17 protein-coding genes are annotated in these 19,354 nt (G+C 72.9%); 8 read left to right on the top strand and 9 right to left on the bottom strand.

Going from position 1 to position 19,354, the window contains the following annotated elements:
* Positions 1-12 precede the first annotated feature (12 nt).
* Both ACFQS1_RS00305 and ACFQS1_RS00300 read right to left on the bottom strand, forming a co-directional pair.
* Complete coding sequence (locus ACFQS1_RS00305; RefSeq protein WP_378963795.1) at positions 13-669, bottom strand: aspartate/glutamate racemase family protein; 657 nt, start codon at positions 667-669, stop codon at positions 13-15.
* A gap of 25 nt (positions 670-694) precedes the next feature.
* Positions 695-2,662, bottom strand: coding sequence for a hybrid sensor histidine kinase/response regulator (locus tag ACFQS1_RS00300; RefSeq protein WP_378963794.1), 1,968 nt, complete (start codon positions 2,660-2,662; stop codon positions 695-697).
* A 70-nt stretch (positions 2,663-2,732) separates the two neighbouring features.
* Here ACFQS1_RS00300 and ACFQS1_RS00295 point away from each other — a divergent pair, with 70 nt between their 5' ends.
* The 7 genes from ACFQS1_RS00295 to ACFQS1_RS00265 all read left to right on the top strand — a co-directional run bounded on the left by ACFQS1_RS00295 (position 2,733) and on the right by ACFQS1_RS00265 (position 10,902).
* Positions 2,733-3,539, top strand: a complete 807-nt coding sequence (locus ACFQS1_RS00295; RefSeq protein ID WP_378963793.1) for an SAM-dependent methyltransferase — start codon at positions 2,733-2,735, stop codon at positions 3,537-3,539.
* A gap of 80 nt (positions 3,540-3,619) precedes the next feature.
* Positions 3,620-4,072: a response regulator gene (locus ACFQS1_RS00290; RefSeq protein WP_378963792.1), complete on the top strand. Its 453-nt coding sequence runs from the start codon at positions 3,620-3,622 to the stop codon at positions 4,070-4,072.
* A 9-nt stretch (positions 4,073-4,081) separates the two neighbouring features.
* Positions 4,082-4,753, top strand: coding sequence for a pyridoxamine 5'-phosphate oxidase family protein (locus ACFQS1_RS00285; protein WP_378963791.1), 672 nt, complete (start codon positions 4,082-4,084; stop codon positions 4,751-4,753).
* Between the two features lie 62 nt (positions 4,754-4,815).
* Positions 4,816-7,140, top strand: coding sequence for a putative bifunctional diguanylate cyclase/phosphodiesterase (locus tag ACFQS1_RS00280; protein ID WP_378963790.1), 2,325 nt, complete (start codon positions 4,816-4,818; stop codon positions 7,138-7,140).
* Between the two features lie 43 nt (positions 7,141-7,183).
* Complete coding sequence (locus ACFQS1_RS00275; protein ID WP_378963789.1) at positions 7,184-9,472, top strand: putative bifunctional diguanylate cyclase/phosphodiesterase; 2,289 nt, start codon at positions 7,184-7,186, stop codon at positions 9,470-9,472.
* A 20-nt stretch (positions 9,473-9,492) separates the two neighbouring features.
* Complete coding sequence (locus ACFQS1_RS00270) at positions 9,493-10,002, top strand: hypothetical protein (protein ID WP_378963788.1); 510 nt, start codon at positions 9,493-9,495, stop codon at positions 10,000-10,002.
* Positions 10,003-10,122: 120 nt separating this feature from the next.
* Positions 10,123-10,902 carry a hypothetical protein gene (locus ACFQS1_RS00265; RefSeq protein WP_378963787.1) on the top strand — a complete coding sequence of 260 codons (780 nt, stop codon included), beginning with the start codon at positions 10,123-10,125 and terminating at the stop codon, positions 10,900-10,902.
* A gap of 14 nt (positions 10,903-10,916) precedes the next feature.
* Here the strand turns inward: ACFQS1_RS00265 and ACFQS1_RS00260 are convergent, their stop codons facing one another.
* The 7 genes from ACFQS1_RS00260 to ACFQS1_RS00230 form a co-directional block, all read right to left on the bottom strand.
* Entirely contained in the window at positions 10,917-12,020 is a 1,104-nt protein-coding gene (locus ACFQS1_RS00260) for an ABC transporter substrate-binding protein (protein ID WP_378963786.1), read from the bottom strand.
* Between the two features lie 64 nt (positions 12,021-12,084).
* Positions 12,085-12,840 carry an ABC transporter permease gene (locus tag ACFQS1_RS00255; RefSeq protein ID WP_378963785.1) on the bottom strand — a complete coding sequence of 252 codons (756 nt, stop codon included), beginning with the start codon at positions 12,838-12,840 and terminating at the stop codon, positions 12,085-12,087.
* Positions 12,837-13,598: an ABC transporter ATP-binding protein gene (locus ACFQS1_RS00250; RefSeq protein ID WP_378963784.1), complete on the bottom strand. Its 762-nt coding sequence runs from the start codon at positions 13,596-13,598 to the stop codon at positions 12,837-12,839. The genes ACFQS1_RS00255 and ACFQS1_RS00250 overlap by 4 nt, the downstream gene beginning before the upstream one ends.
* A 104-nt stretch (positions 13,599-13,702) precedes the next feature.
* A complete protein-coding gene (locus tag ACFQS1_RS00245) occupies positions 13,703-14,545 on the bottom strand; it encodes an ABC transporter permease (RefSeq protein ID WP_378963783.1) in 843 nt (280 codons plus the stop codon).
* Positions 14,542-15,537 carry a TIGR03842 family LLM class F420-dependent oxidoreductase gene (locus ACFQS1_RS00240; protein WP_378963782.1) on the bottom strand — a complete coding sequence of 332 codons (996 nt, stop codon included), beginning with the start codon at positions 15,535-15,537 and terminating at the stop codon, positions 14,542-14,544. Before ACFQS1_RS00240 ends, ACFQS1_RS00245 begins: the two co-directional genes overlap by 4 nt.
* 9 nt (positions 15,538-15,546) lie before the next feature.
* Positions 15,547-16,947, bottom strand: a complete 1,401-nt coding sequence (hydA, locus tag ACFQS1_RS00235; protein ID WP_378963781.1) for a dihydropyrimidinase — start codon at positions 16,945-16,947, stop codon at positions 15,547-15,549.
* Positions 16,944-17,783 carry a nitrilase-related carbon-nitrogen hydrolase gene (locus ACFQS1_RS00230; protein WP_378963780.1) on the bottom strand — a complete coding sequence of 280 codons (840 nt, stop codon included), beginning with the start codon at positions 17,781-17,783 and terminating at the stop codon, positions 16,944-16,946. The genes hydA and ACFQS1_RS00230 overlap by 4 nt, the downstream gene beginning before the upstream one ends.
* 186 nt (positions 17,784-17,969) lie before the next feature.
* Between ACFQS1_RS00230 and ACFQS1_RS00225 the strand changes: the two genes are divergently transcribed.
* The gene (locus ACFQS1_RS00225; RefSeq protein ID WP_378963779.1) at positions 17,970-19,343 is read left to right on the top strand and encodes an aminotransferase-like domain-containing protein; all 1,374 of its coding nucleotides are present in this window, start codon (positions 17,970-17,972) and stop codon (positions 19,341-19,343) included.
* The last annotated feature ends 11 nt before the right edge of the window (positions 19,344-19,354 follow it).

The following is a 19,354-nucleotide window of genomic DNA, read 5'->3' as shown; positions in this document are numbered from 1 at the left end:
CCGGCCCGGTGCTCAGCGGACCGGGCCGGCCTCGGCGATGGCCCGGGAGACCGCCGCCCGCGGGCTGCTCAGGACCGGGATCGGCAGGTCGACCAGCAGGGACGCCGCCGGCGCGGCACTGGGCTGGGCGAGCACGATGACATCGACGCCGGGTGCGGCCGCTCGCGCCGCGTGGGCGACCGATTTCGCGTACGCGTCGAGCTCGCCCGCCTCGAACAGCGCGAACGCCTCCGGGCAGCGCACCTCGACGATCTCGATCGCCCGAGCGGACCGTGCCGCCGCGTCGCGCAGCAGGTTGCCGGTGGGTCCGAGCGTCGAGTCGACCGTCGCCACCACCGCGATCCGCCGGCCCGCGGCCACCGCGGCCTCGGCCATCGGCCGGTCGGCCCGCAGCACCGGCACGCCGATGTCGGCCGTGCGGCCCTCGGCGTGCTCGCCCAGCGACGAGCAGGTGCAGACGACGATGTCGGCGCCGCGGTCGGCGAGCTCGTGCAGCCGCGCGTCGATCCGGGCGGCCAGCGACGGCGTGATGCCCTCGCGGCGGGCCTCGGCGAGCAGGCCCTCGTCGACGATGTGCAGATCCTGCCAGCCGGGGGCGAGCTCCTCGCGGAGCCGCCGGAAGGTGGACACGTGGATGTCGCCGGTGTGCAGGAATCCGATCGTGGTCACCGGAGAAGATTGACACACGCCGGGCTCAGTTGCGCTCGAGCCCCTGCTGGACCGCGGCCAGCAGCTGAGTCTTGGAGAACGGCTTCTCCACCAGCGTGACCTCGGGGTCGAGGGTGCCCTGCGAGGCCAGCGCCGGCCGGGCGTACCCGGACATGAACAGCACGCTCGCGCCCGGCGAGATGATCAGGAAGCGCTCGGCCAGGTCCTTGCCCAGCATGTGCGGCATGACCACATCGGTGAGCAGCACGTCGATGCGGCCCGGGTGCTCCTGCGCGAGGGCCAGCGCGGCCGGGCCGTCCGCGGCGATCAGCACCTCGTGCCCGGCGCCGGCCAGGATCCGCACCAGGACGTCGCGCAGGGCCGGCTCGTCCTCGACGGCCAGCACGGTGCCGCGGCGGCCCCCGGCGGGCGGCGGGTCGGCGGGCTCGTCCACGCCGGCGGGCTGCGCGTCGGTGGCCGGCAGCAGGATCGTGAACGTGGTGCCCAGGCCCGGCTCGGAGTAGACGCTCAGGTCGCCGCCGGCCGCGGTGACGATGCCGTAGACGGTGGCCAGGCCCAGGCCGGTGCCCTTGCCGGCCGGCTTGGTGGTGTAGAACGGCTCGAACGCCCGCTCGATCACCTCGGGCGGCATGCCGGTGCCGGTGTCGCTGACCCGCAGCCGCACGTAGTCGCCGGTGCGCAGGTGGGGCCGGCCGGCCGCGTAGTCGCGGTCCACGGTCAGGTCACAGGTCTCGATGGTGAGGGTGCCGCCGCGCGGCATGGCGTCGCGCGCGTTCACCGCGAGGTTGACCAGGACCTGGTCGAGCTGGCCCGGGTCGGCGGTGATCGACCAGATGCCGGGTTCCAGGCGTACGTCGAGGGTGATGTGCTCGCCGATCGAGCGGCGCAGCATCTGCTCCACGTCGGTGACCACCTCGTTGAGGCTCAGCGGCCGGGGGCGCACCACCTCGCGGCGGGCGAACGCCAGCAGCTGGTGGGTGAGCTCGGCGCCGCGCTGGGCCGCCTTGGTGATCTGGGCCGCGTCGCCGGCGATCTCGGTGAGCCCGTCCTCGGCGGCCGACTCGGCGATGAACGTGGCGTAGTTGCTGATCACCGCGATGAGGTTGTTGAAGTCGTGGGCGACGCCGCCGGCCAGCTGGCCCAGGCCCTCCAGGCGCTGGGTGCGCTGCAGCTGGGCCTCCACGTGCGCGCGCTCCGCCTCGGCCTGCAACTGCATGAACTTCTCCTGGGCGCGGACGCGCTCGGTGATGTCCCGGACCACGGCGCAGTGGATCCGCCCGTCGTCGGTCGGCAGGATGCTCACCGAGACCTCGACCGGCACCGCCGTGCCGTCGGCGCGGTGGGCCGCCGCGGTGGGGCCGTGCGGGTCACCCTCGGCGCGGGCGGCCTCGTCGCCGGCCAGCGCGGGCGCGAGCAGCTTGTCGATCTCCTTGCCGATCAGCCCGTGGCGGGTGAGCCCGAACAGCGTCTCGGCCTGCGTGTTGGCCAGCACCACCCGGCCGTCGTCGCCGACGCCGAGGAACGCGTCCGGCGCGGCCTCGAGCAGCGCCTGGAAGCTGGACTCCAGGCGTTCCCGGGCGCTCACCGCGCGGGCGATCACGGTGTAGCCGATCAGGTGGCCGGCGCCGTCGCGCAGCGGCGACATCGTCAGCGTGACCTGCAGCCAGTGGCCGTCGCGGTGCCGGCGGCGGCTGCGGAACCGCTCGAGCCGGGCGCCGGACTCCATCAGCAGCAGCATCTCCCGGTGGTCGGCGCGGCGGTCGGCCGGGGTGAGGATGTCGACGCTGTGCCCGATGATCTCCGCGGCCGAATAGCCGAACAGGGCCTCGGCGGCCGGGTTCCAGGTCAGCACCGTGAAGTCGCGGCCGACCGCGAAGATCGCGTCGTGCGAGGAGCCGACCAACGCCCGCAGCAGGTCGTCCTCCCGCGGCGACCCCGAGCGCCGCGGTGGCTCGGATGAAGGCGGCCCAGAGGAACCGCGCGTTTGCCCCATAACCGGACCTACACTATCGATTCCGCACGGCCGGGGCGGGGGTTTCCGTACGCTCGCAGCGGGGGAGGCGATGAGGTTGCCAGCCGACACTGTGCCGGAGATCGATCCGCAACGGCCGAGCGGCGCCCGGGTCTACGACTACTACCTGGGCGGCACGCACCATTTCGCGGCCGACCGGCAGGCCGCCGCCGTCGCCCTCGCGGCCATGCCGGAGCTGCCCGCGGTGCTCCGGATGGGGCGCGCCTTCCTGCGCCGGGCGGTGGTCGCGGCGGCCGAGGCGGGCATCGACCAGTTCCTCGACCTGGGCGCCGGGATTCCCGCCCCGGAGTCGGTGCCCGAGGTGGCCCGCCGGATCCGGCCGGGCGCGCGGGTCGTGTCGGTCGACCTGGATCCGGTCGCCGTGGTGCACACGCGGCGGGTCGCGGCGGGCGAGCCGGGGTCGGCGGTGATGCTGGCCGATCTCACCGACGCCGACGAGGTGCTCCGCGCGGCGCCCGTACGCGAAATCCTGGATCTTGATCGTCCGGTGTGCCTGCTGGTGGTGGCGGTCGCGCATTTCATCCCGGACACCGAGCGGCTGGGCCGGGCCCTGGAGAAGTATCGCGAGGCGGTGGCGCCCGGCAGCCACCTCGTGCTGTCGCACGCGTGCGCCCAGGGGAACCCGCCGCACGCCCAGCAGGTCCTGCGGATCTACAACCACATGACCTCGCCGATGATCCTGCGGGAGAAGGACGAGTTCCGCGCCTTCTTCGGCGACTGGCCGCTGCTGCCGCCCGGCCTCGTGCCCGCGGCGGACTGGCGGCCGACCGGCGGCGACCCGGAGCCCGGCCGCTCGGCGCGGCGCGAGATCATCGTGGGCGTGGCGGCGAAGCCATAACCCCGGAACCGGGCACTTCGCCGACCGCGCCGGCGCATGCTGACAGGGAACCGTCAGCCATTCAGCGTGCCGGAGCGGACATGGCCGTAGTGCTCGTCGCCGAGGACGACCAGGACATCGCGGTGATCCTCACCAGGTTGCTCACCCGCGCCGGGCACACCGTGCTGCACACGCCGGACGGCGTGGCCGCGTTCGAGCGCGCGCTGGCGGACCGCCCCGACGTCGTGCTCACCGACCTCGGCATGCCCCGAATGGACGGGCTCGGGCTCACCCGCGCGATCCGCGGCCGTCCCGAGCTCGCGGACACCCCGATCGTCATGCTCAGCGGGCATCTGCACCCCGGCGACGAGGAGCCCACCGCGGCCGGGGTGTGCGCGGTGCTGCTGAAGCCCTGCCCGAACGACACACTGCGCGCGGTGGTCCAGGATCTGGCCGACCGCGGCCCGCATCCGCACGACCGGGCATCCAGCGGCTGCCCGGCGCACCGGCCGGGGACCGCCGGACAGAACCGGGTCGCCGCCCGGCATCTCTAGAGTGTGCGTGTGCTCTCCGAGACGCCACGCACCCGCCATCGCCGGATCAAAGAGAACGGCCGCACCGACCCCGCCGATCTGCACGCGGTCCTCGCCGCCGGCCAGGTCGCCCACCTGGGTGTCGTGGTGGACGGGCATCCCATGGTGGTGCCGACCGTCTACGGCCACGACCACGAGCGGATCTTCCTGCACGGCTCGGTCGCCAGCCGCAGCCTGGCCGGCCGGGGCGAGGTCTGCGTGACGGTGACCGTCTTCGACGGCCTGGTGCTGGCCCGGTCGGTCTTCGAGCACGGCGTCAACTACCGCAGCGCGATGATCTACGGCGTGCCGCGGGCCGTCACCGACCCCGGCGACCTGCTGTACGGCCTGCGGCTGCTCACCGAGCACGCCGCCCCCGGGCAGTGGGACTACGCCCGCCGCCCCTCGAAGAAGGAGCTGGCCGCCACCCGGCTGCTCGCGCTGCCGCTCGCCGAGGCGTCGGTGAAGATAAGCGACGGCTTCCCCGACGACGGCGACGGCCCGGACGCCGCGCTGGGGCTGTGGGCCGGACGGCTGCCGGCGGTCGCCGCCTGGGGCACGCCGGAGCCCGATCCCCGGCTGGCGGCGGGCATCGAGCCGCCGCCGCACATCGCCGGCCGCGCCGGGGCGGCGCTCCATCCGCGGCGGCCCCCGCCCGGATGACCGGGGCGGCCACCGGCCGCGGTTCCTTGAATCGACAACCTTTCCCGATGTGCAACCCCGGCGTGACTTCTACAGTGACCCGGCGCACGGCCGATTTCCAGCGCATGACCGAACCCCGGGTGTCCCCGCCGCGCCGGTACGTCCAGGCCACGGCCGCCGTCGCCGGTCTCTCGGCGCTCTGGTACCTGGGCCACCTGACCCTCGGCGGACCCTCGGTGCTCGCCTACCTCGGCGGGCCGCTCGCCTCCGGACTCGGCGCCGTCGCCGTCTTCGCGCTGCTGCGCACGGTGCCCATGGCGCCGGCCGCGCGCCGCTTCTGGTGGCTGATCTTCACCCTCGAGGCCGGCGTCGCGCTCGGCCGCGCCATCCAGGCCGGGTACGCGTTCGCCGCCTATCCCGAGCCGCCGGCCCCGCCCGCCTGGGTCTCGCTGTTCAGCACCGGCGGCCTGATCGCCGCGATCATCGCCATCTGCTTCGTGCCCCTCGGCGAGACCGTTCGCGCCGAGCGGTGGAAGCGCGCTCTCGACCGCACGATCGCCTTCTACGGCTGCTTGACGTTGCTGTGGTTCACCGCGCTCCAGCCGCTCATCGAGTCGGACGACGCCTGGCCGCTGCGCAGCAAGGTCACCATCGCGCTGGCGGTCGTGATGATCGCGGCCGGGATCGCCCGGGTCGCGTTCGTGCCGGGCGGGCCGGTCGACCGGGTCGCCGTGCGGCTGGTGGCCTGCAGCGGTCTCGCCGCCGCCGCGTACGCGATGATCGCCGGCCACGCCGGCCGCAGCGCCACCACCCCGGGCCAGGCGCTGCTGCTGCCGCTCGGCCCGCTGCTGGTCACCCTGGCCGTCGGCCGCCAGTGGCGCTACACCGGCGCCCGCCCGCAGCGCGAGGCCTGGCTGCCCTACCTGGCCGTGGTCGCGGTCGACGTCCCGTTGGTCGCCACCGTCTTCGGCCCGATGAACTGGGCCGGCCGCGTGGTCGTGCTGCTCGCCGTCGCGGTCACCCTGCTCGCCTCGCTGCGCCAGTTCCTCGCCTACCGCGAGAACCAGCGCCTCATCCGGGAACAGCGGATCATCCAGGCGCGGCTGAGCCACGACGCCACCCACGACGGGCTCACCGGCCTGGCCAACCGCTCGCTGTTCCGCGAGCGCCTCGCCGGCGTCCTGGCCGCCGGGCCGGCCACCGTGATCATCGTCGACCTCGACGACTTCAAGACCGTCAACGACTCGCTCGGCCACCACGTCGGCGACGACCTGCTGGTCGCGGTCGCCGGCGCGCTGCGCGACGCGGTCGGCGGCGACGGCCTGCCGGCCCGGCTCGGCGGCGACGAGTTCGCGGTCGTGGTCAGCGACCCGCGGGTCGGCGTCGACGACCTGGTCCACCGGATCGGCGCGGTGCTGGACGGCTCGCTCAGCGAGCACCGCCTGCTCATCCACGCCAGCGCCGGCGTCGCCACCGCCGCGGCCGGCACCCCCCTCGACCACGTGCTGCGCGACGCCGACACCGCCCTGTACGCGGCCAAGCAGCGCGGCAAGGACAACTGGGTGCGCTTCACCCCCGGGATGGAACGCCCGGTGGTCGCCGACGCCCAGTTCGGCGCCGACCTGCGCCGCGGCCTCGAGGCCGGCGAGTTCCGCGTCGTCTACCAGCCCCTGGTCGACCTGCACCGCAACCGGGTGATCGGGGTGGAGGCGCTGGTCCGCTGGGCGCACCCGGCCCGCGGCCTCATCTCCCCGGCCGAGTTCATCCCGGCGGCCGAGCGCACCGGCCTGATCGTGCCGCTGGGCCGGTTCGTGCTGCGCGAGACCTGCCGGCAGGCCGCCGCCTGGTTGCGCGAGTTCGGCCCCGGCGTGCTGCAGAAGGCCGGCCCGAACGTCTCGGTGCGCCAGCTGCACGACCCCGGCTTCGTCGACGACGTGCGGGCCGCGCTGGCCGACAGTGGGCTGCCCGGCGAGCTGCTCGTCCTCGAGCTGACCGAGTCGGCGGTGCTGCGCGGCCCGCAGGTGTCGCGGACCCTGCACGAGCTGCACGACATGGGCGTACGCCTGGCGCTCGACGACTTCGGCACCGGCGAGTCCTCGCTGTCGCTGCTGCGCGCCTTCCCGGCCTCGATCGTGAAGCTGGACAAGTCGTTCGTCGACGGCATCGAGCTCGACGAGCCGGACACCCCCGAGGCGGCGGCCCGCCAGGCCGTGGCCCGCGCGGTGATCCAGATGGCCGGCGCGCTGGACCTGGACACGGTGGCCGAGGGCATCGAGAACGAGGAGCAGGCGGAGCGGCTGCGCCGGCTCGGCTACTCCCTCGGGCAGGGCTTCCACCTGGCCGAGCCGATGCACCCCGAGCACGTCACCCGGATGCTGGCCGGCCAGCAAGACGACGCCGCGGCGTGAGCGAATGTCTCACCTGGCCGCCCGAAGCGCCGATAACTCACAGGTGACCCCCGCACCGCGCCGCCACCTCGCCCTGGTCGGGGCGATCTGGGTCGCCTGGTCGGCCTGGTACGTCGCCTGGGCCGTGGGCGCCCCGGCCGGCCCGGCCGCCATCGCCTACCTCGCGTTGCCGCTCGGCGCGGCGGTCGGGGCGCACGGCGTCCACGTCATGATCCGCCGGGTGCCGCTCGATCCGGTCGCCCGCCGCTTCTGGCGCCAGATGCTGGTCGCGTTCGCGCTGCTCGCGATCGGGTACGCGATGCTGGCCGGCACAGCTTTCGCGGACCTGAGCATCCTGCCCACCATGCCGATCCCGGCCGCGGTCTTCGTGGCCGGCGCGTTCGGCATGGCGATGTGGGCGGTCGGCCGGGTGCCGCTGGGCATCGCCAACCGCGCCCAGCGGCTGCGGCAGTGGCTGGACCGGTCGATCGCGTTCCTCGGCTGCAGCGCCGTGCTGTTCACCTTCGGCCTGGCCCCGATGATCGGCGCGCCCGACCCGTGGAGCACCCAGGCGCTCGTGCTGATCAGCCTGTCGATCCTGCTCGCGGTCGGCGGCATCACCAAGGTCTCCTACATCGGCAACGGCCCGGTCGACCGGGTCGCGATCCGGCTGATCGGCCTGACCAGCCTGGTCGGCGCGGGCGTGGCCGTGCTCTCGGTGGCCGGCGGCTACCACAGCGCCGTCCCGGCGCAGGCCGTGGTCATGCCGATCGCGCCGCTGCTCGCCGCGTTCGCCGCCCGCCGCCAGTGGGCCTCGACCGGGGAGCGCCCCCGCCGGGCCAACACCTGGCTGCCGTACCTGGCGATCGCCGCGGTCGACGCGCCCCTGCTGGCCCAGCTGGGCGGCCACGCCATGACCGGCACCGGCCGGCTCGCCATCGTGGCGACCGTGCTGGTCAACGCCCTGGTCGCGGTCCGGCAGTACGTCGCGATGCGGGAGAACTCCCGGCTGCTGCGGGAGAAGCGCGCCTCCGAGGAGCGGCTGCGCCACGAGGTCACCCACGACGGGCTCACCGGCCTGGCCAACCGCGGCCTGTTCCGCGACCGGCTGGCCGGCGTGCTCGACGGCGGCGACGCCACCGTGCTGCTGGTCGACCTCGACGACTTCAAGACCGTCAACGACTCGCTCGGCCACGAGGTCGGCGACCACCTGCTGATCGCGGTAGCCGGGACGCTGCGCGCCGCCACCGGGCCGGACGGCCTGCCGGTCCGGCTGGGCGGCGACGAGTTCGCCGTGCTCGTCGACGACCCGGCGGTCGACGGCGAGGCCCTCGCCCAGCGCATCCTCGACGCGTTCAGCGGCCCGATGAGCGAGCACCAGCTGCTGGTGCACGCCAGCATCGGCGTCGCCACGGCGGCCGCCGGCACCCCCCTCGACACCGTGCTGCGCGACGCCGACATCGCCATGTACGCCGCCAAGCAGCGCGGCAAGGCCAACTGGGTGCGCTACCAGGGCGGCATGGAGCTGCCGCAGGCCGGCCACGCCCGGCTCGGCGGCGAACTGCGCCGGGCCCTCGACAACGGCGAGTTCCGGCTGGTCTACCAGCCGATCGTGGCGCTGGCGACGGGCCACGTGGTCGGCGTCGAGGCGCTGGTCCGCTGGCAGCACCCGGCCCGCGGCCTGGTCTCGCCGGCCGAGTTCATCCCGGCCGCCGAGGGCACCGGCCTGATCGTCGCGCTCGGCCGCTTCGTGCTGCGCGAGGCGTGCCGGCAGGCCGCCGCCTGGCTGGCCGAGTTCGGCCCGGACGCGCTGCAGAAGATCGCGCCGAACGTCTCGGTGCGCCAGCTGCACGACCCCGACTTCGTCGCCGACGTGCGGCAGGTGCTCGCCGAGACCGGCCTGCCCAGCGACCGGGTGGTCCTGGAGCTGACCGAGTCGGCGGTGCTGCGCGGGCCGCAGGTGCTCGACACCCTGCACCGGCTGCACGACATGGGCATCCGGCTGGCGCTCGACGACTTCGGCACCGGCGAGTCGTCGCTGTCGCTGCTGCAGGCGTTCCCGGCCTCGATCGTGAAGCTGGACAAGTCGTTCGTCGACGGCATCGAGGTCGGCGAGGAGGGCACCGCGGAGGCCACCGCCCGGCAGGCGGTCGCCCGCGCGGTCGTCCAACTCGCCGGGGCGCTCGGCCTGGACACGGTGGCCGAGGGCATCGAGAACCAGGGCCAGGCCGACCGCCTGCGCGCGCTCGGCTACACCCTGGGCCAGGGCTACCACCTGGCCCGGCCGATGCCGGCCGAGGACTTCCGCCGCCTGCTCGCGGCCCAGCAGAGGCGGCTGCCCGCGGCGGCGTGAGAGCGGTTTATCGTACGGCGATGGACGACGGCACCCGTACGGCCGAGTCGCTCGCGGCCTGGCTCGGCGACCTGCACTTCACCGGCCTGACCGAGGACCGGGCGACCGCGCGCATCGTCGACGCCGTCGCCGGCTGGGGTGCGGCCCACGGCTGGCGCGTCTACCGCCGGGCGCCCAGCGTCTTCCCGCTGCCGCCGCCGCTCAAGGGACACTCGGTGCTCGACGTGGCGTGCGCCCGGCCCGCCCCGGAGCAGCCGATCGCCGTCGAGGTCGACCGCCTCGACCGGCAGCGCACCGTCGACAAGCTGCTCGCCGAGGCCGCGGCCGGCCGGCTGGCCATCTGGGTGCGGTGGGGCGCCGGCCCGTTCCGCCCGCCGCCGCTGCCGGTGCACCTGGTGACCCGCGAGGCCGCCCGGGTCAAGGGCCAGTGGCACACCGTGGCCGGTCTGCCCGCGCCCCGGCACTCCACCGCCGTCGAGAACGCCGCCGAAGCCACCGCCGAGGCGGCCGAGCTGCCATGGCAGCAGTGAGGCGGAACTCCCTCAGCTCGCCGATAGGTCGGACGATAGGTCTCCTCGAACGCGAACAGATGAGGAGTCACGATAGTGAATCCGGGCGCGACCGCCGGTACGGTACGACAGGCTGTAGGCGTGGCGACGAAGCACGCGCGGCACCCCGCTTCCTGGTGGGCGCAATTCCCCGAGGTCTCCGACCGGTTCGACGCGGCCGTGGTGACCGAGGGGCTCGCCGACTGCATCACCCCCAAGATCGCGTCGCCGCTGCTGCGCCGCGAGGCCGAGATCGCCGCCGAGATCGTGGTCCGCCACCTCAACAAGCCGGCCAGCCCCGAGCTGGCCGAGCGGGCCGGGAAGGCGATCGAGCGGCTGGTCGCCACCGTCGAGCGGCTCGCCGAGCGGCACACCAGCGAGGACTCCGGCACCACCGAGGTGTACGCCCTCTGCCACGCGTTGCAGGGCCGCTGGGCCGACGCCGCCGCCGAGGCCGAGATGTTCGCCGGCACCCAGCCGCTGCTGAAGGTCTTCGTCGGCGCCCTGCACCTCGAGCGCTTCGACACCGGCCTGACCGTGCGGCTGCTGCGCGCCGGGCAGGACCCGGGATCCGCGGTGCAGGCCGGCCTGGTGGTCGGCAAGTACGGCTGGTGGCCGCAGTGGCTGCTCAAGATCGTCAGCGAGCGGGCGATGGCCGGCACCCTCGACGCCGAGACCGTCGAGGCCCTCGACCGCTGCGCCTACGCCGAGCTGTCGCCGGCCCAGTCGAAGGTGGCCCGCCGCCTGCTCAACGGCGAGGCGGCGCTGATCGACGCGTCGGCGAGCCGCCTGGAGACCCTGGGCGAGCAGGAGGCCGCCACGAAGCTGCGCGAGGGCGACCTCAACGCGGTCGCCCTCGCGGCCCGGCTCATCCCGGTGTAGCGGGGACAGCCGGGCTAGGCGCCGCCCTCGGTGAGGGTGACGGTCTGGGGCTGGAACGACGCGCCGTTGACGTCGATGCCCGCCGCCTTGGCCTGGGTGATCGCCTGGTTGATGTAGTCGTTGGTGAAGGCCTGCCCCTCCGGCGCCTTCGTCAGCACGGTGTCGCCGGTCTGGTTCTTGGTGGTCATCGAGATGTCGACGGTCTGCTTCCAGGCCGCGTCGTCGACCACGCCGATGCCGGCGGTGGACGGCCAGATCAGCTTGTTGACCTCGTTCATCTGCCACAGCTGGTGGCTCTTGCCGAGCTTGGAGCCCTTGGCCACCACCATGTCCCGGCACTTCTCGGCGTTGTCCCGGCAGAACGCCCAGCCCTTGATCGTGCCGGCCAGGAACTTCACGGTCTGCTCCTGGTAGGCCTTGTCGCCGAGCTTCTCGGTGTTCGCCCACACCGCGTCCTGCAGCATGGCCGACTCGTTCTGCTTCCAGTCGATGATCGAGAAGTCGTCGGCCGTGTACAGCTTGCCGGTCTTGGGGTTCGTGGCCTCGAGCAGCTGGGCGTACTCGTTGTAGCTCATCGCCTGGGCCGCGTCGATCTCGCGCTTGAGCAGCGCCTGCATGTCGAACTGCTGCTGCACCAGGGTGACGTCCTTGCCGGGGTCGAGCCCGGCCTTGGTCATGCCGGCGAACAGCTCGAACTCGTTGCCGAAGCCCCAGTTGCCGATCTTCTTGCCCTTGAACTGGGCCGGCGAGGTGATCCCGGAGTCCTTCCAGGCGACCTGGTAGGTGCCGGAGCGGGCGAAGATCTGCCCGACGTCGGTGATGCCGGCGCCCTGCTCGCGCGAGGCGAGCGCCTTGGGCACCCAGGCGACGGCGTAGTCGGCCTTGCCCTGGGCGAGCACGGTCTGCGGCACGATGTCGACGCCGCCCTCGAGCAGTTGCACGTCGAGGCCCTGCTCTTTGTAGAAGCCCTGGTCGACGGCGGCGATGTAGCCGGCGAACTGGGCCTGGTAGAACCATTGCAGCTGCAGCTTGACCGGGGTCAGGCCGCCGCTGGCGGCCGGCGTCGCGGAGTCCTGGTCGGCCGTGCCGCAGCCGGACGCCAGCAATATCGATGCCATGGCAACAGAGGTGAACATCCGGAATCGTCGCATCAAGAACCTCCTGGGGGGTCGGTGCAACAGGTCAGGCGATGAGCCGCGTGCGCCACGGCATCGCCAAGCGCTCCAGCAGGAGCGTGGTGAGGTAGAAGGCCAGTCCGAGCAGGCACGCGCCGACCACGTAGGCCCAGGCGCGGGGGTAGGCGGTGAACGCGGCCGCGGAGGTGATCCGCGAGCCGAGTCCGGTCTGCAGGCCGCCGAAGTACTCGGCGACGACCGCGGCGATCACGGCGAGCGAGGACGCCTGCCGCAGCCCGGTGAAGACGTAGGGGAGGGCCCCGGGCAGCCGCACCTTCCGGGTGAAGGTCCAGCCGCCCGCCGCGTACGTGTGCATCAGCTCCTGGTGGATGGGGTCGACCTCGCGCAGGCCGCGCAGCGTGTTGAGGAAGACCGGGAAGAACACGATGATCGCGGTGACCAGCCGGCGCGGGATGCTGCTGGTCGACTCGAACATGTTGTTGAGGATCGGGGCGAGCGCGATGATCGGCAGCGCGTTGATCACCGCCGCGAACGGGACGGAGACCTCGGCGACCGGCCGGAACCGCGTCGCCACCATGGCCAGCAGCACCCCGGCGATCGCGCCGCCGATCAGCCCGATCAGCGCGTTCACGCCGCTCGCCACGGCCGCCTCCCAGACGTTGCGCCGCTGCTCGACCAGCTCGGCCCCGATCGCGCTCGGCGCCGGCAGGATGAACGGCGCGATCCGGCCGAGGGTGACGGTGAGCTGCCAGGCGACGATCGCGAGGAGGCCGGCGAGGACCGGGGGAAGGATGCGCCTCATATCGAGGCCGGTATGCCGCGCAGTGCCTGCCGCACCGCGGTGACGTGCTCGAAGTACGCGTCGGACTGGCGGGCCGCCTCGTCGCGGGCCGCCAGGTCCACCTCGACCGCGGCGGTGATCCGGCCGGGCCGCGCCGACATCACCACGACCCGGTGGGACAGGAACACGGCCTCGGAGATCGAGTGGGTCACGAAGATCGTGCTGGTGCCGGTCTGGGCGCAGATGCCGAGCAGCTCGGCCTGCAGGCGCTCGCGGGTCATCTCGTCGAGCGCCCCGAACGGCTCGTCCATCAGCAGCAGCGGCGGCTGCACGGCCAGGGCACGGGCGATCGCGACCCGCTGCTGCATGCCGCCGGAGAGCTGGGCCGGGTAGTGCCCGCCGAACTCCTCGAGCCCGACCAGCGCCAGCATCTGGTCGGCGCGGGCCCGGCGCTCGGCCTTGCCCAGTCCGCGCAGCTCCAGCGGCAGCTCGACGTTGCGCCGCACGGTCCGCCACTCGAAGAGCCCGGCCTGCTGGAAGGCGATGCCGTAGTCCTGGTCGCGGCGGGCCCGGCCGGCGTCCTTGCCGGCCACGCGCACCGTGCCGGCGGTCGGCTCGATCAGGTCGGCGATCAGCCGCAGCAGCGTGCTCTTGCCGCAGCCGGAGGGCCCGATCAGCGACACGAACTCGCCGTCGCCGACCGTCAGGGATACCTCGGACAGGGCCGTGACCTCGTCGGCACGGCCCTGGTTGAAGACCTTCGTCACCTTGTCGATCACGACGGCGCGCGGTAACGATGATTCGCTTCCTCGTGCGGCGCCAGGAGGACGACGTCCGGACTCCGCTTCGCTCTGTCCGAACGCCGCCGCGCCAACTCGGTCGCTCATAGCGTCACCACCTCCACGTGGCGCCGGTGCCGCATGAGCGGCACCTCCAACAGGCTGACGGCGCCGGCCACGAACAGGCCCAGCAGGGCGGCGCCGAGCATCGCGGTGTAGACCTTGGCGGGGTCGCTGGTGGCCTCGCGGGCGTACTCGACGATCAGCCGGCCGATGCCGCCGCGGGTGCCGGTGGAGATCTCGCCGACCACCGCGCCGACCACGGCCGCGGCACCCGCCAGCCGCAGCGCCGGGAACAGGTACGGCAGCGACGCCGGCAGGCGCAGCTTGACCAGCGTGCGCCACCAGCCGGCCGCATAGCTGCGCATCAGCTCCACCCCGCTCGCCGACGGCGACTGCAGGCCGCGCAGCATGCCCACGGCGACCGGGAAGAACGCCAGGTAGGCCGCGATCACCGCGACCGTCGCCCAGGGCGGCATGATGGTGCCGCCCCAGCCGGCGATCAGCGGCGCGAGCGCCACCAGTGGCACGGTCTGACTGAGGATCACGTACGGCAGCAGGCCCCGCTCGACGATCCGGAACCGCTGCATCGCGACCGCGAGCAGCAGCCCGACCAGCGCCCCGACTCCGAAGCCGACGGCGGTGATGCCGAAGGTGAACGCGCACGCCTGCAGCACCACGACCCACACCGGCCGGCCGCCCGTGAGCTCCGGGCGGCCGAGCCGTTGCAGCACCGTCCACAGGTGCGGCATCGACAGGTCGTCGGCGCGCGGCAGGACGCGCACCCCGAACAGCACGGTGCCGTCCGGGCTGCCGGCGAGTTTGTAACCCTCCCAGGCCAGCACGAAGGCGGCGACCCCGGCGAGGACCAGGAGGGCTCTCCTCACGTCATCGCCGGGATGATCTGCGTCCCGTACGCGTCCAGGGTCTGCTCCTTCGCGTCGTGCTGCAGGTACACCGCGAACTGGTCGACGCCCAGATCGCGCAGCTCACCGAGGCGCTTGAGGTGGTGCTCGACCGGCCCCAGGATGCAGAACCGGTCGACCACCTCGTCGGGCACGAACGTGGTGTGCGTGTTGCCGGCCCGGCCGTGCTCGGCGTAGTCGTACCCGTCCCGGCCCTTGATGTAGTCGGTAAGCACCTGCGGCACCGCGCCTTGCGAGCCGTAGCGCGCCACGATGTCGGCCACGTGGTTGCCCACCATGCCGCCGAACCAGCGCGTCTGCTCCCGCTGATGCGCCAGGTCGTCGCCGACGTAGGCGGGCGCCGCCACGCAGAACTTGATCGCCATCGGGTCCCGGCCGGCCGCGACCGCCGCGCGGCGCACCGCCCCGATCATCCAGGCCGCGATGTCCGGGTCGGCGAGCTGCAGGATGTACCCGTCGCCCACCTCGCCGGTCAGCGCCAGCGCCTTCGGCCCGTAGGCGGCCACCCACACCTCGAGACGGCTCTGCGGCGCCCAGGCGAACTGGAGCTCCCGGCCGCGCAGCGTCACCTGCTCGCCGCTCGCCAGCCCCTTGATCACCTGGACCGACTCGCGGAGCTGGCCGAGCGTCTGCGGCTGCGCGCCGAGCACCCGCAGCGCCGAGTCGCCCCGGCCGATGCCGCAGATGGTGCGGTTGCCGTACATCTCGTTGAGCGTGGCGAACAGCGACGCCGTGACCGTCCAGTCCCGGGTGCCGGGGTTGGTGACCATCGGCCCGACGATCACCCGTTCGGTCTCGTCGAGGATCTTGGAGTAGATGACGAACGGCTCCTGCCACAGCACGTGCGAGTCGAAGGTCCACACGTGGCTGAAGCCGGCCGCCTCGGCCCTCTTGGCCAGCTCGACCACCTGCCGGGCCGGCGGGTCGTTTTGAAGAACAACACCAATGTCCATATGTACGCCTCAGAGCAGGTAATCGGAGAGCGCGCGGGGGACGTACTTGCCGCGGCCCTTGCGGCCCCGGTAGTCGCCGCCGGAGACGATGACCTCGCCGCGGGACAGGACCGTGTCCACCCGGCCGTCGATCTCCCAGCCCTCCCAGGCCGAGTAGTCCATGTTCATGTGGTGGGTCTCGACGCTGATCCGGGTGCGGCCGGCCGGGTCGTACAGCACGATGTCGGCGTCCGAGCCGGGCGCGACGATGCCCTTTCGCGGATACAGGCCGAACATCCGGGCCGGCGTGGTGGCGATCGTCTCGACCCAGCGCGCCAGCGACAGCTTCTTGTCGACGACGCCCTGGTAGAGCAGGTCGACGCGGTGCTCGACGCTGCCGATGCCGTTCGGGATCTTGGAGAAGTCGCCGAGGCCCATCTCCTTCTGGTCCTTCATGCAGAACGGGCAGTGGTCGGTCGAGACCACCGAGAGGTCGTTGGTGCGCAGGCCCTGCCACAGGTCGGCGCGGTGGCTCTCGTGCTTGCTGCGCAGCGGCGTCGAGCAGACCCACTTGGCGCCCTCGAAGCCCGGCGCGCCCAGCTGGTCCTCGAGCGTCAGGTAGAGGTACTGCGGGCAGGTCTCGGCGAACACGTTGCGGCCGAGGTCGCGGGCCGCCTTCACCTGCTCCAGGGCCTTGGAGGCGCTCAGGTGCACGATGTACAGCGGGCAGTCGGCGGCCACGCTCGCCAGCCAGATCGCCCGGCTGGTCGCCTCGGCCTCCAGCTCCTGCGGCCGGGTGCGGCCGTGGTATATCGGGTCGGTCTCGCCGCGCTCCAGGGCCTGCTTGATCAGCACGTCGATGGCCGGGCCGTTCTCGGCGTGCATCATGATCATGGCGCCGTTCTCGCGCGCCTTCTGCATGGCCCGCAGGATCTGGCCGTCGTCGGAGTAGAAGACGCCGGGGTACGCCATGAACAGCTTGAAGCTCGTGATGCCCTCGGTCGCGACCAGCTGGTCCATGGCCTTGAGCGAGTCGTCGTCGACCCCGCCGAGGATCATGTGGAAGCCGTAGTCGATGTGGCACTCGCCGGCCGTCTTGGCGTGCCACGCGGCCAGGCCGTCCTGCACCACCTCGCCGTACCGCTGGATGGCGAAGTCGACGATGGTGGTGGTGCCGCCGATCGCGGCCGCCCGCGTGCCGGTGTCGAAGGTGTCGCTGGCCTCGGTGCCGCCGAACGGCATCTGCATGTGGGTGTGCGCGTCGATCGCGCCCGGGATCACGTACTTTCCGGTGGCGTCGATGACCTCGGGCCCGTCGGGCCCTCGGCCGGGGGCGAAGACGGCGGCGATGGTCTCGCCGTCCACGAGTACGTCCGCGGCATACGGTCCCGTCGGCCCGACGACCGTGCCGCCCTTGATCAGGATGCTCACAGCTCCACCGTCCGGGTGTAGGTCTCCGGCCGGCGGTCGCGGTAGAACTGCCACCGCTCGCGGACCGTCTTGAGCAGGCCCAGGTCGAGGTCGCGGACGATCAGCTCGGGGTCGTTCGGGTCGCCGGTCTCGCCGACGAACTTGCCCTCCGGGTCGACGAAGTAGGACGTGCCGTAGAAGTCGTTGTCGCCCAGCGGCTCGATGCCGACCCGGTTGATCGCGCCGATGAAGTACTCGTTGGCGACCGCGCTGGCCGGCTGCTCCAGCTTCCAGAGGTAGCTGGACAGGCCGCGGTGGGTGGCGGACGGGTTGAAGACGATCTGCGCGCCGCCCAGGCCCAGCTCCCGCCAGCCCTCGGGGAAGTGCCGGTCGTAGCAGATGTACACGCCGACCTTGCCGACCGCGGTGTCGAAGACCGGGTAGCCGAGGTTGCCGGGCCGGAAGTAGAACTTCTCCCAGAAGCCCTTGACCTGCGGGATGTGGTGCTTGCGGTACTTGCCGAGGTACCGCCCGTCGGCGTCGACGACCGCGGCGGTGTTGTAGAGGACGCCCTCCTGCTCCTTCTCGTACATCGGCAGGACCATGACCAGGCCGAGCTCGGCGGCGAGGGCCTGGAAGCGCTCGGTCGTCGGGCCGGGGATCGACTCGGCGTATTCGTAGTAGGCGGCGTCCTGCACCTGGCAGAAGTACGGCCCGTAGAAGAGCTCCTGGAAGCAGATCACCTTCGCGCCCTGTGCGGCGGCGTCGCGGGCATAGTCCTCGTGCGCCTTGATCATCGATTCCTTGTCGCCCGTCCAGGTGGTCTGGACGAGGGCGGCGCGAACGACGTCGGTCATGCCTGCTGCCCCTCTCTAGATCTTCGTTCCCCGGGCGCGGTGGAAGCGCCCGTGATCGTGTGTCTACTCCCCGTCATACCGGCTGCGCTAGGGCTTGCTTGTCTGGTCCCGATGCCGTAGGACACTAACGACACACCTTCAGGCGGACAATTGCTTGAACGTAACCAGTTGTTTCGGAGAGGTAATTTGCTCGCGCTCATCACCGAGGCTGTGGACGACCGCAGCGCCCGGGGCATCGCCGCGGCTGTCGGCCGTCTGGTCAGCGCCGGCGACCTGCCGGCGGGGGCGCGGCTGCCCACCGTGCGCGACGTCGCGCGGTCGCTGGGCGTCAGCCCCACCACGGTCAGCGAGGCGTGGCGCAGCCTCACCCGGGCCGGCGCGATCCAGACCCGGGGGCGCTCCGGCTCGTTCGTCGCCACTCCGGTCGCGCCCCGCCAGAGCTGGCGGTTCACGCAGATGGGCGCCTCCCCGCCGGGCCGCCTCGACCTCTCCACCGGGATCCCCGACCACGACCTGCTGCCCGACCTCAGCGACGCGCTCAAGCGGATCGGCGACGGGCGCCTGACCACCTCGTACCTCGACGAGCCGGTGCTGCCGGCGCTGGAGACCGTGCTGCGCGACCGGTGGCCCTACCCGGCCGAGCGCCTGACCGTCGTCGACGGCGCGCTCGACGCGCTCGACCGGATCATCGGCGCCGTGGTCCGCTTCGGCGACCGCGTCGTCGTGGAGAACCCGGCCTTCCCGCCGCTGCTCGACCTGCTGCAGACGGTCGGCGCCACGGTGATCGGCGTGCCGATCGACGACGCCGGGATGCGGCCCGACAAGCTCCACGGCGTGCTCGCCGAATTCCCCACGGCCGCCGTCTTCCTGCAGCCGCGCGCCCACAACCCGGCCGGGGTGAGCATGACGCCGGACCGGGCCGCCGCGCTCGCCGCGATCCTGGCCGAGTTCCCCGACGTCGTGGCGGTCGAGGACGACCACGCCGGGGACATCGCCACCGCCGCGCCGGTCAGCCTCGGCCGCCAGTTGCCCGGCCGGACCGTGCACGTCGCCAGCTTCTCCAAGAGCCACGGCCCCGACCTGCGGCTCGCCGCGATCGGCGGCCCCGCCGGGATCGTCACCGCGGTCGCCGACCGGCGGCTGCTCGGCCCCGGCTGGTCCAGCCGCCTGCTGCAGGGCGTGCTGCTCGACCTGCTCACCGACCCCGCCGCCGGCGTCCAGGTGGCGGCCGCCCGCGACGCGTACGCCGAGCGGCGCGCCGCCCTGCTCACCAGGCTGCGCGAGCGCGGGGTGACCGCCACCGCCGCCGACGGCATCAACCTGTGGATGGCCGTCGACGACCAGCAGATCGCCCTGGTGTCGCTGGCCGCCCGTGGCATCGCGGTCGCTCCCGGCGCGCCGTTCTGTGTCACCCCGCTCGCGTCCGACCACGTACGCGTCACGGCCGGGCTGGTCGCGGACGGCTTCGACGACCTCGCCGACGCGCTCGCGTCGGCCGCCATCCTGGACAGCCGCGGTAGCGGCGTCCGGGCCCGCCCGCACCCGCGCGGCCTGCGATAAGGAGAGTTGAG

It is taken from the genome of Paractinoplanes rhizophilus (assembly GCF_042664765.1).
GTDB lineage: Bacteria > Actinomycetota > Actinomycetes > Mycobacteriales > Micromonosporaceae > Actinoplanes > Actinoplanes rhizophilus.
Note: the sequence above shows the minus strand (reverse complement) of the source record. Positions and strands in the feature narration are given on the sequence as shown.

Bases quoted from the DNA above. Each gene is read 5' to 3' on its own strand.
- ACFQS1_RS00300 (WP_378963794.1), bottom strand. From the start codon at position 2,662: ATGGGGCAAACGCGCGGTTCCTCTGGGCCGCCTTCATCCGAGCCACCG.
- ACFQS1_RS00295 (WP_378963793.1), top strand. From the start codon at position 2,733: ATGAGGTTGCCAGCCGACACTGTGCCGGAGATCGATCCGCAACGGCCG.
- ACFQS1_RS00290 (WP_378963792.1), top strand. From the start codon at position 3,620: ATGGCCGTAGTGCTCGTCGCCGAGGACGACCAGGACATCGCGGTGATC.
- ACFQS1_RS00270 (WP_378963788.1), top strand. From the start codon at position 9,493: ATGGACGACGGCACCCGTACGGCCGAGTCGCTCGCGGCCTGGCTCGGC.
- ACFQS1_RS00260 (WP_378963786.1), bottom strand. From the start codon at position 12,020: ATGGCATCGATATTGCTGGCGTCCGGCTGCGGCACGGCCGACCAGGAC.
- ACFQS1_RS00255 (WP_378963785.1), bottom strand. From the start codon at position 12,840: ATGAGGCGCATCCTTCCCCCGGTCCTCGCCGGCCTCCTCGCGATCGTC.
- ACFQS1_RS00240 (WP_378963782.1), bottom strand. From the start codon at position 15,537: ATGGACATTGGTGTTGTTCTTCAAAACGACCCGCCGGCCCGGCAGGTG.
- ACFQS1_RS00230 (WP_378963780.1), bottom strand. From the start codon at position 17,783: ATGACCGACGTCGTTCGCGCCGCCCTCGTCCAGACCACCTGGACGGGC.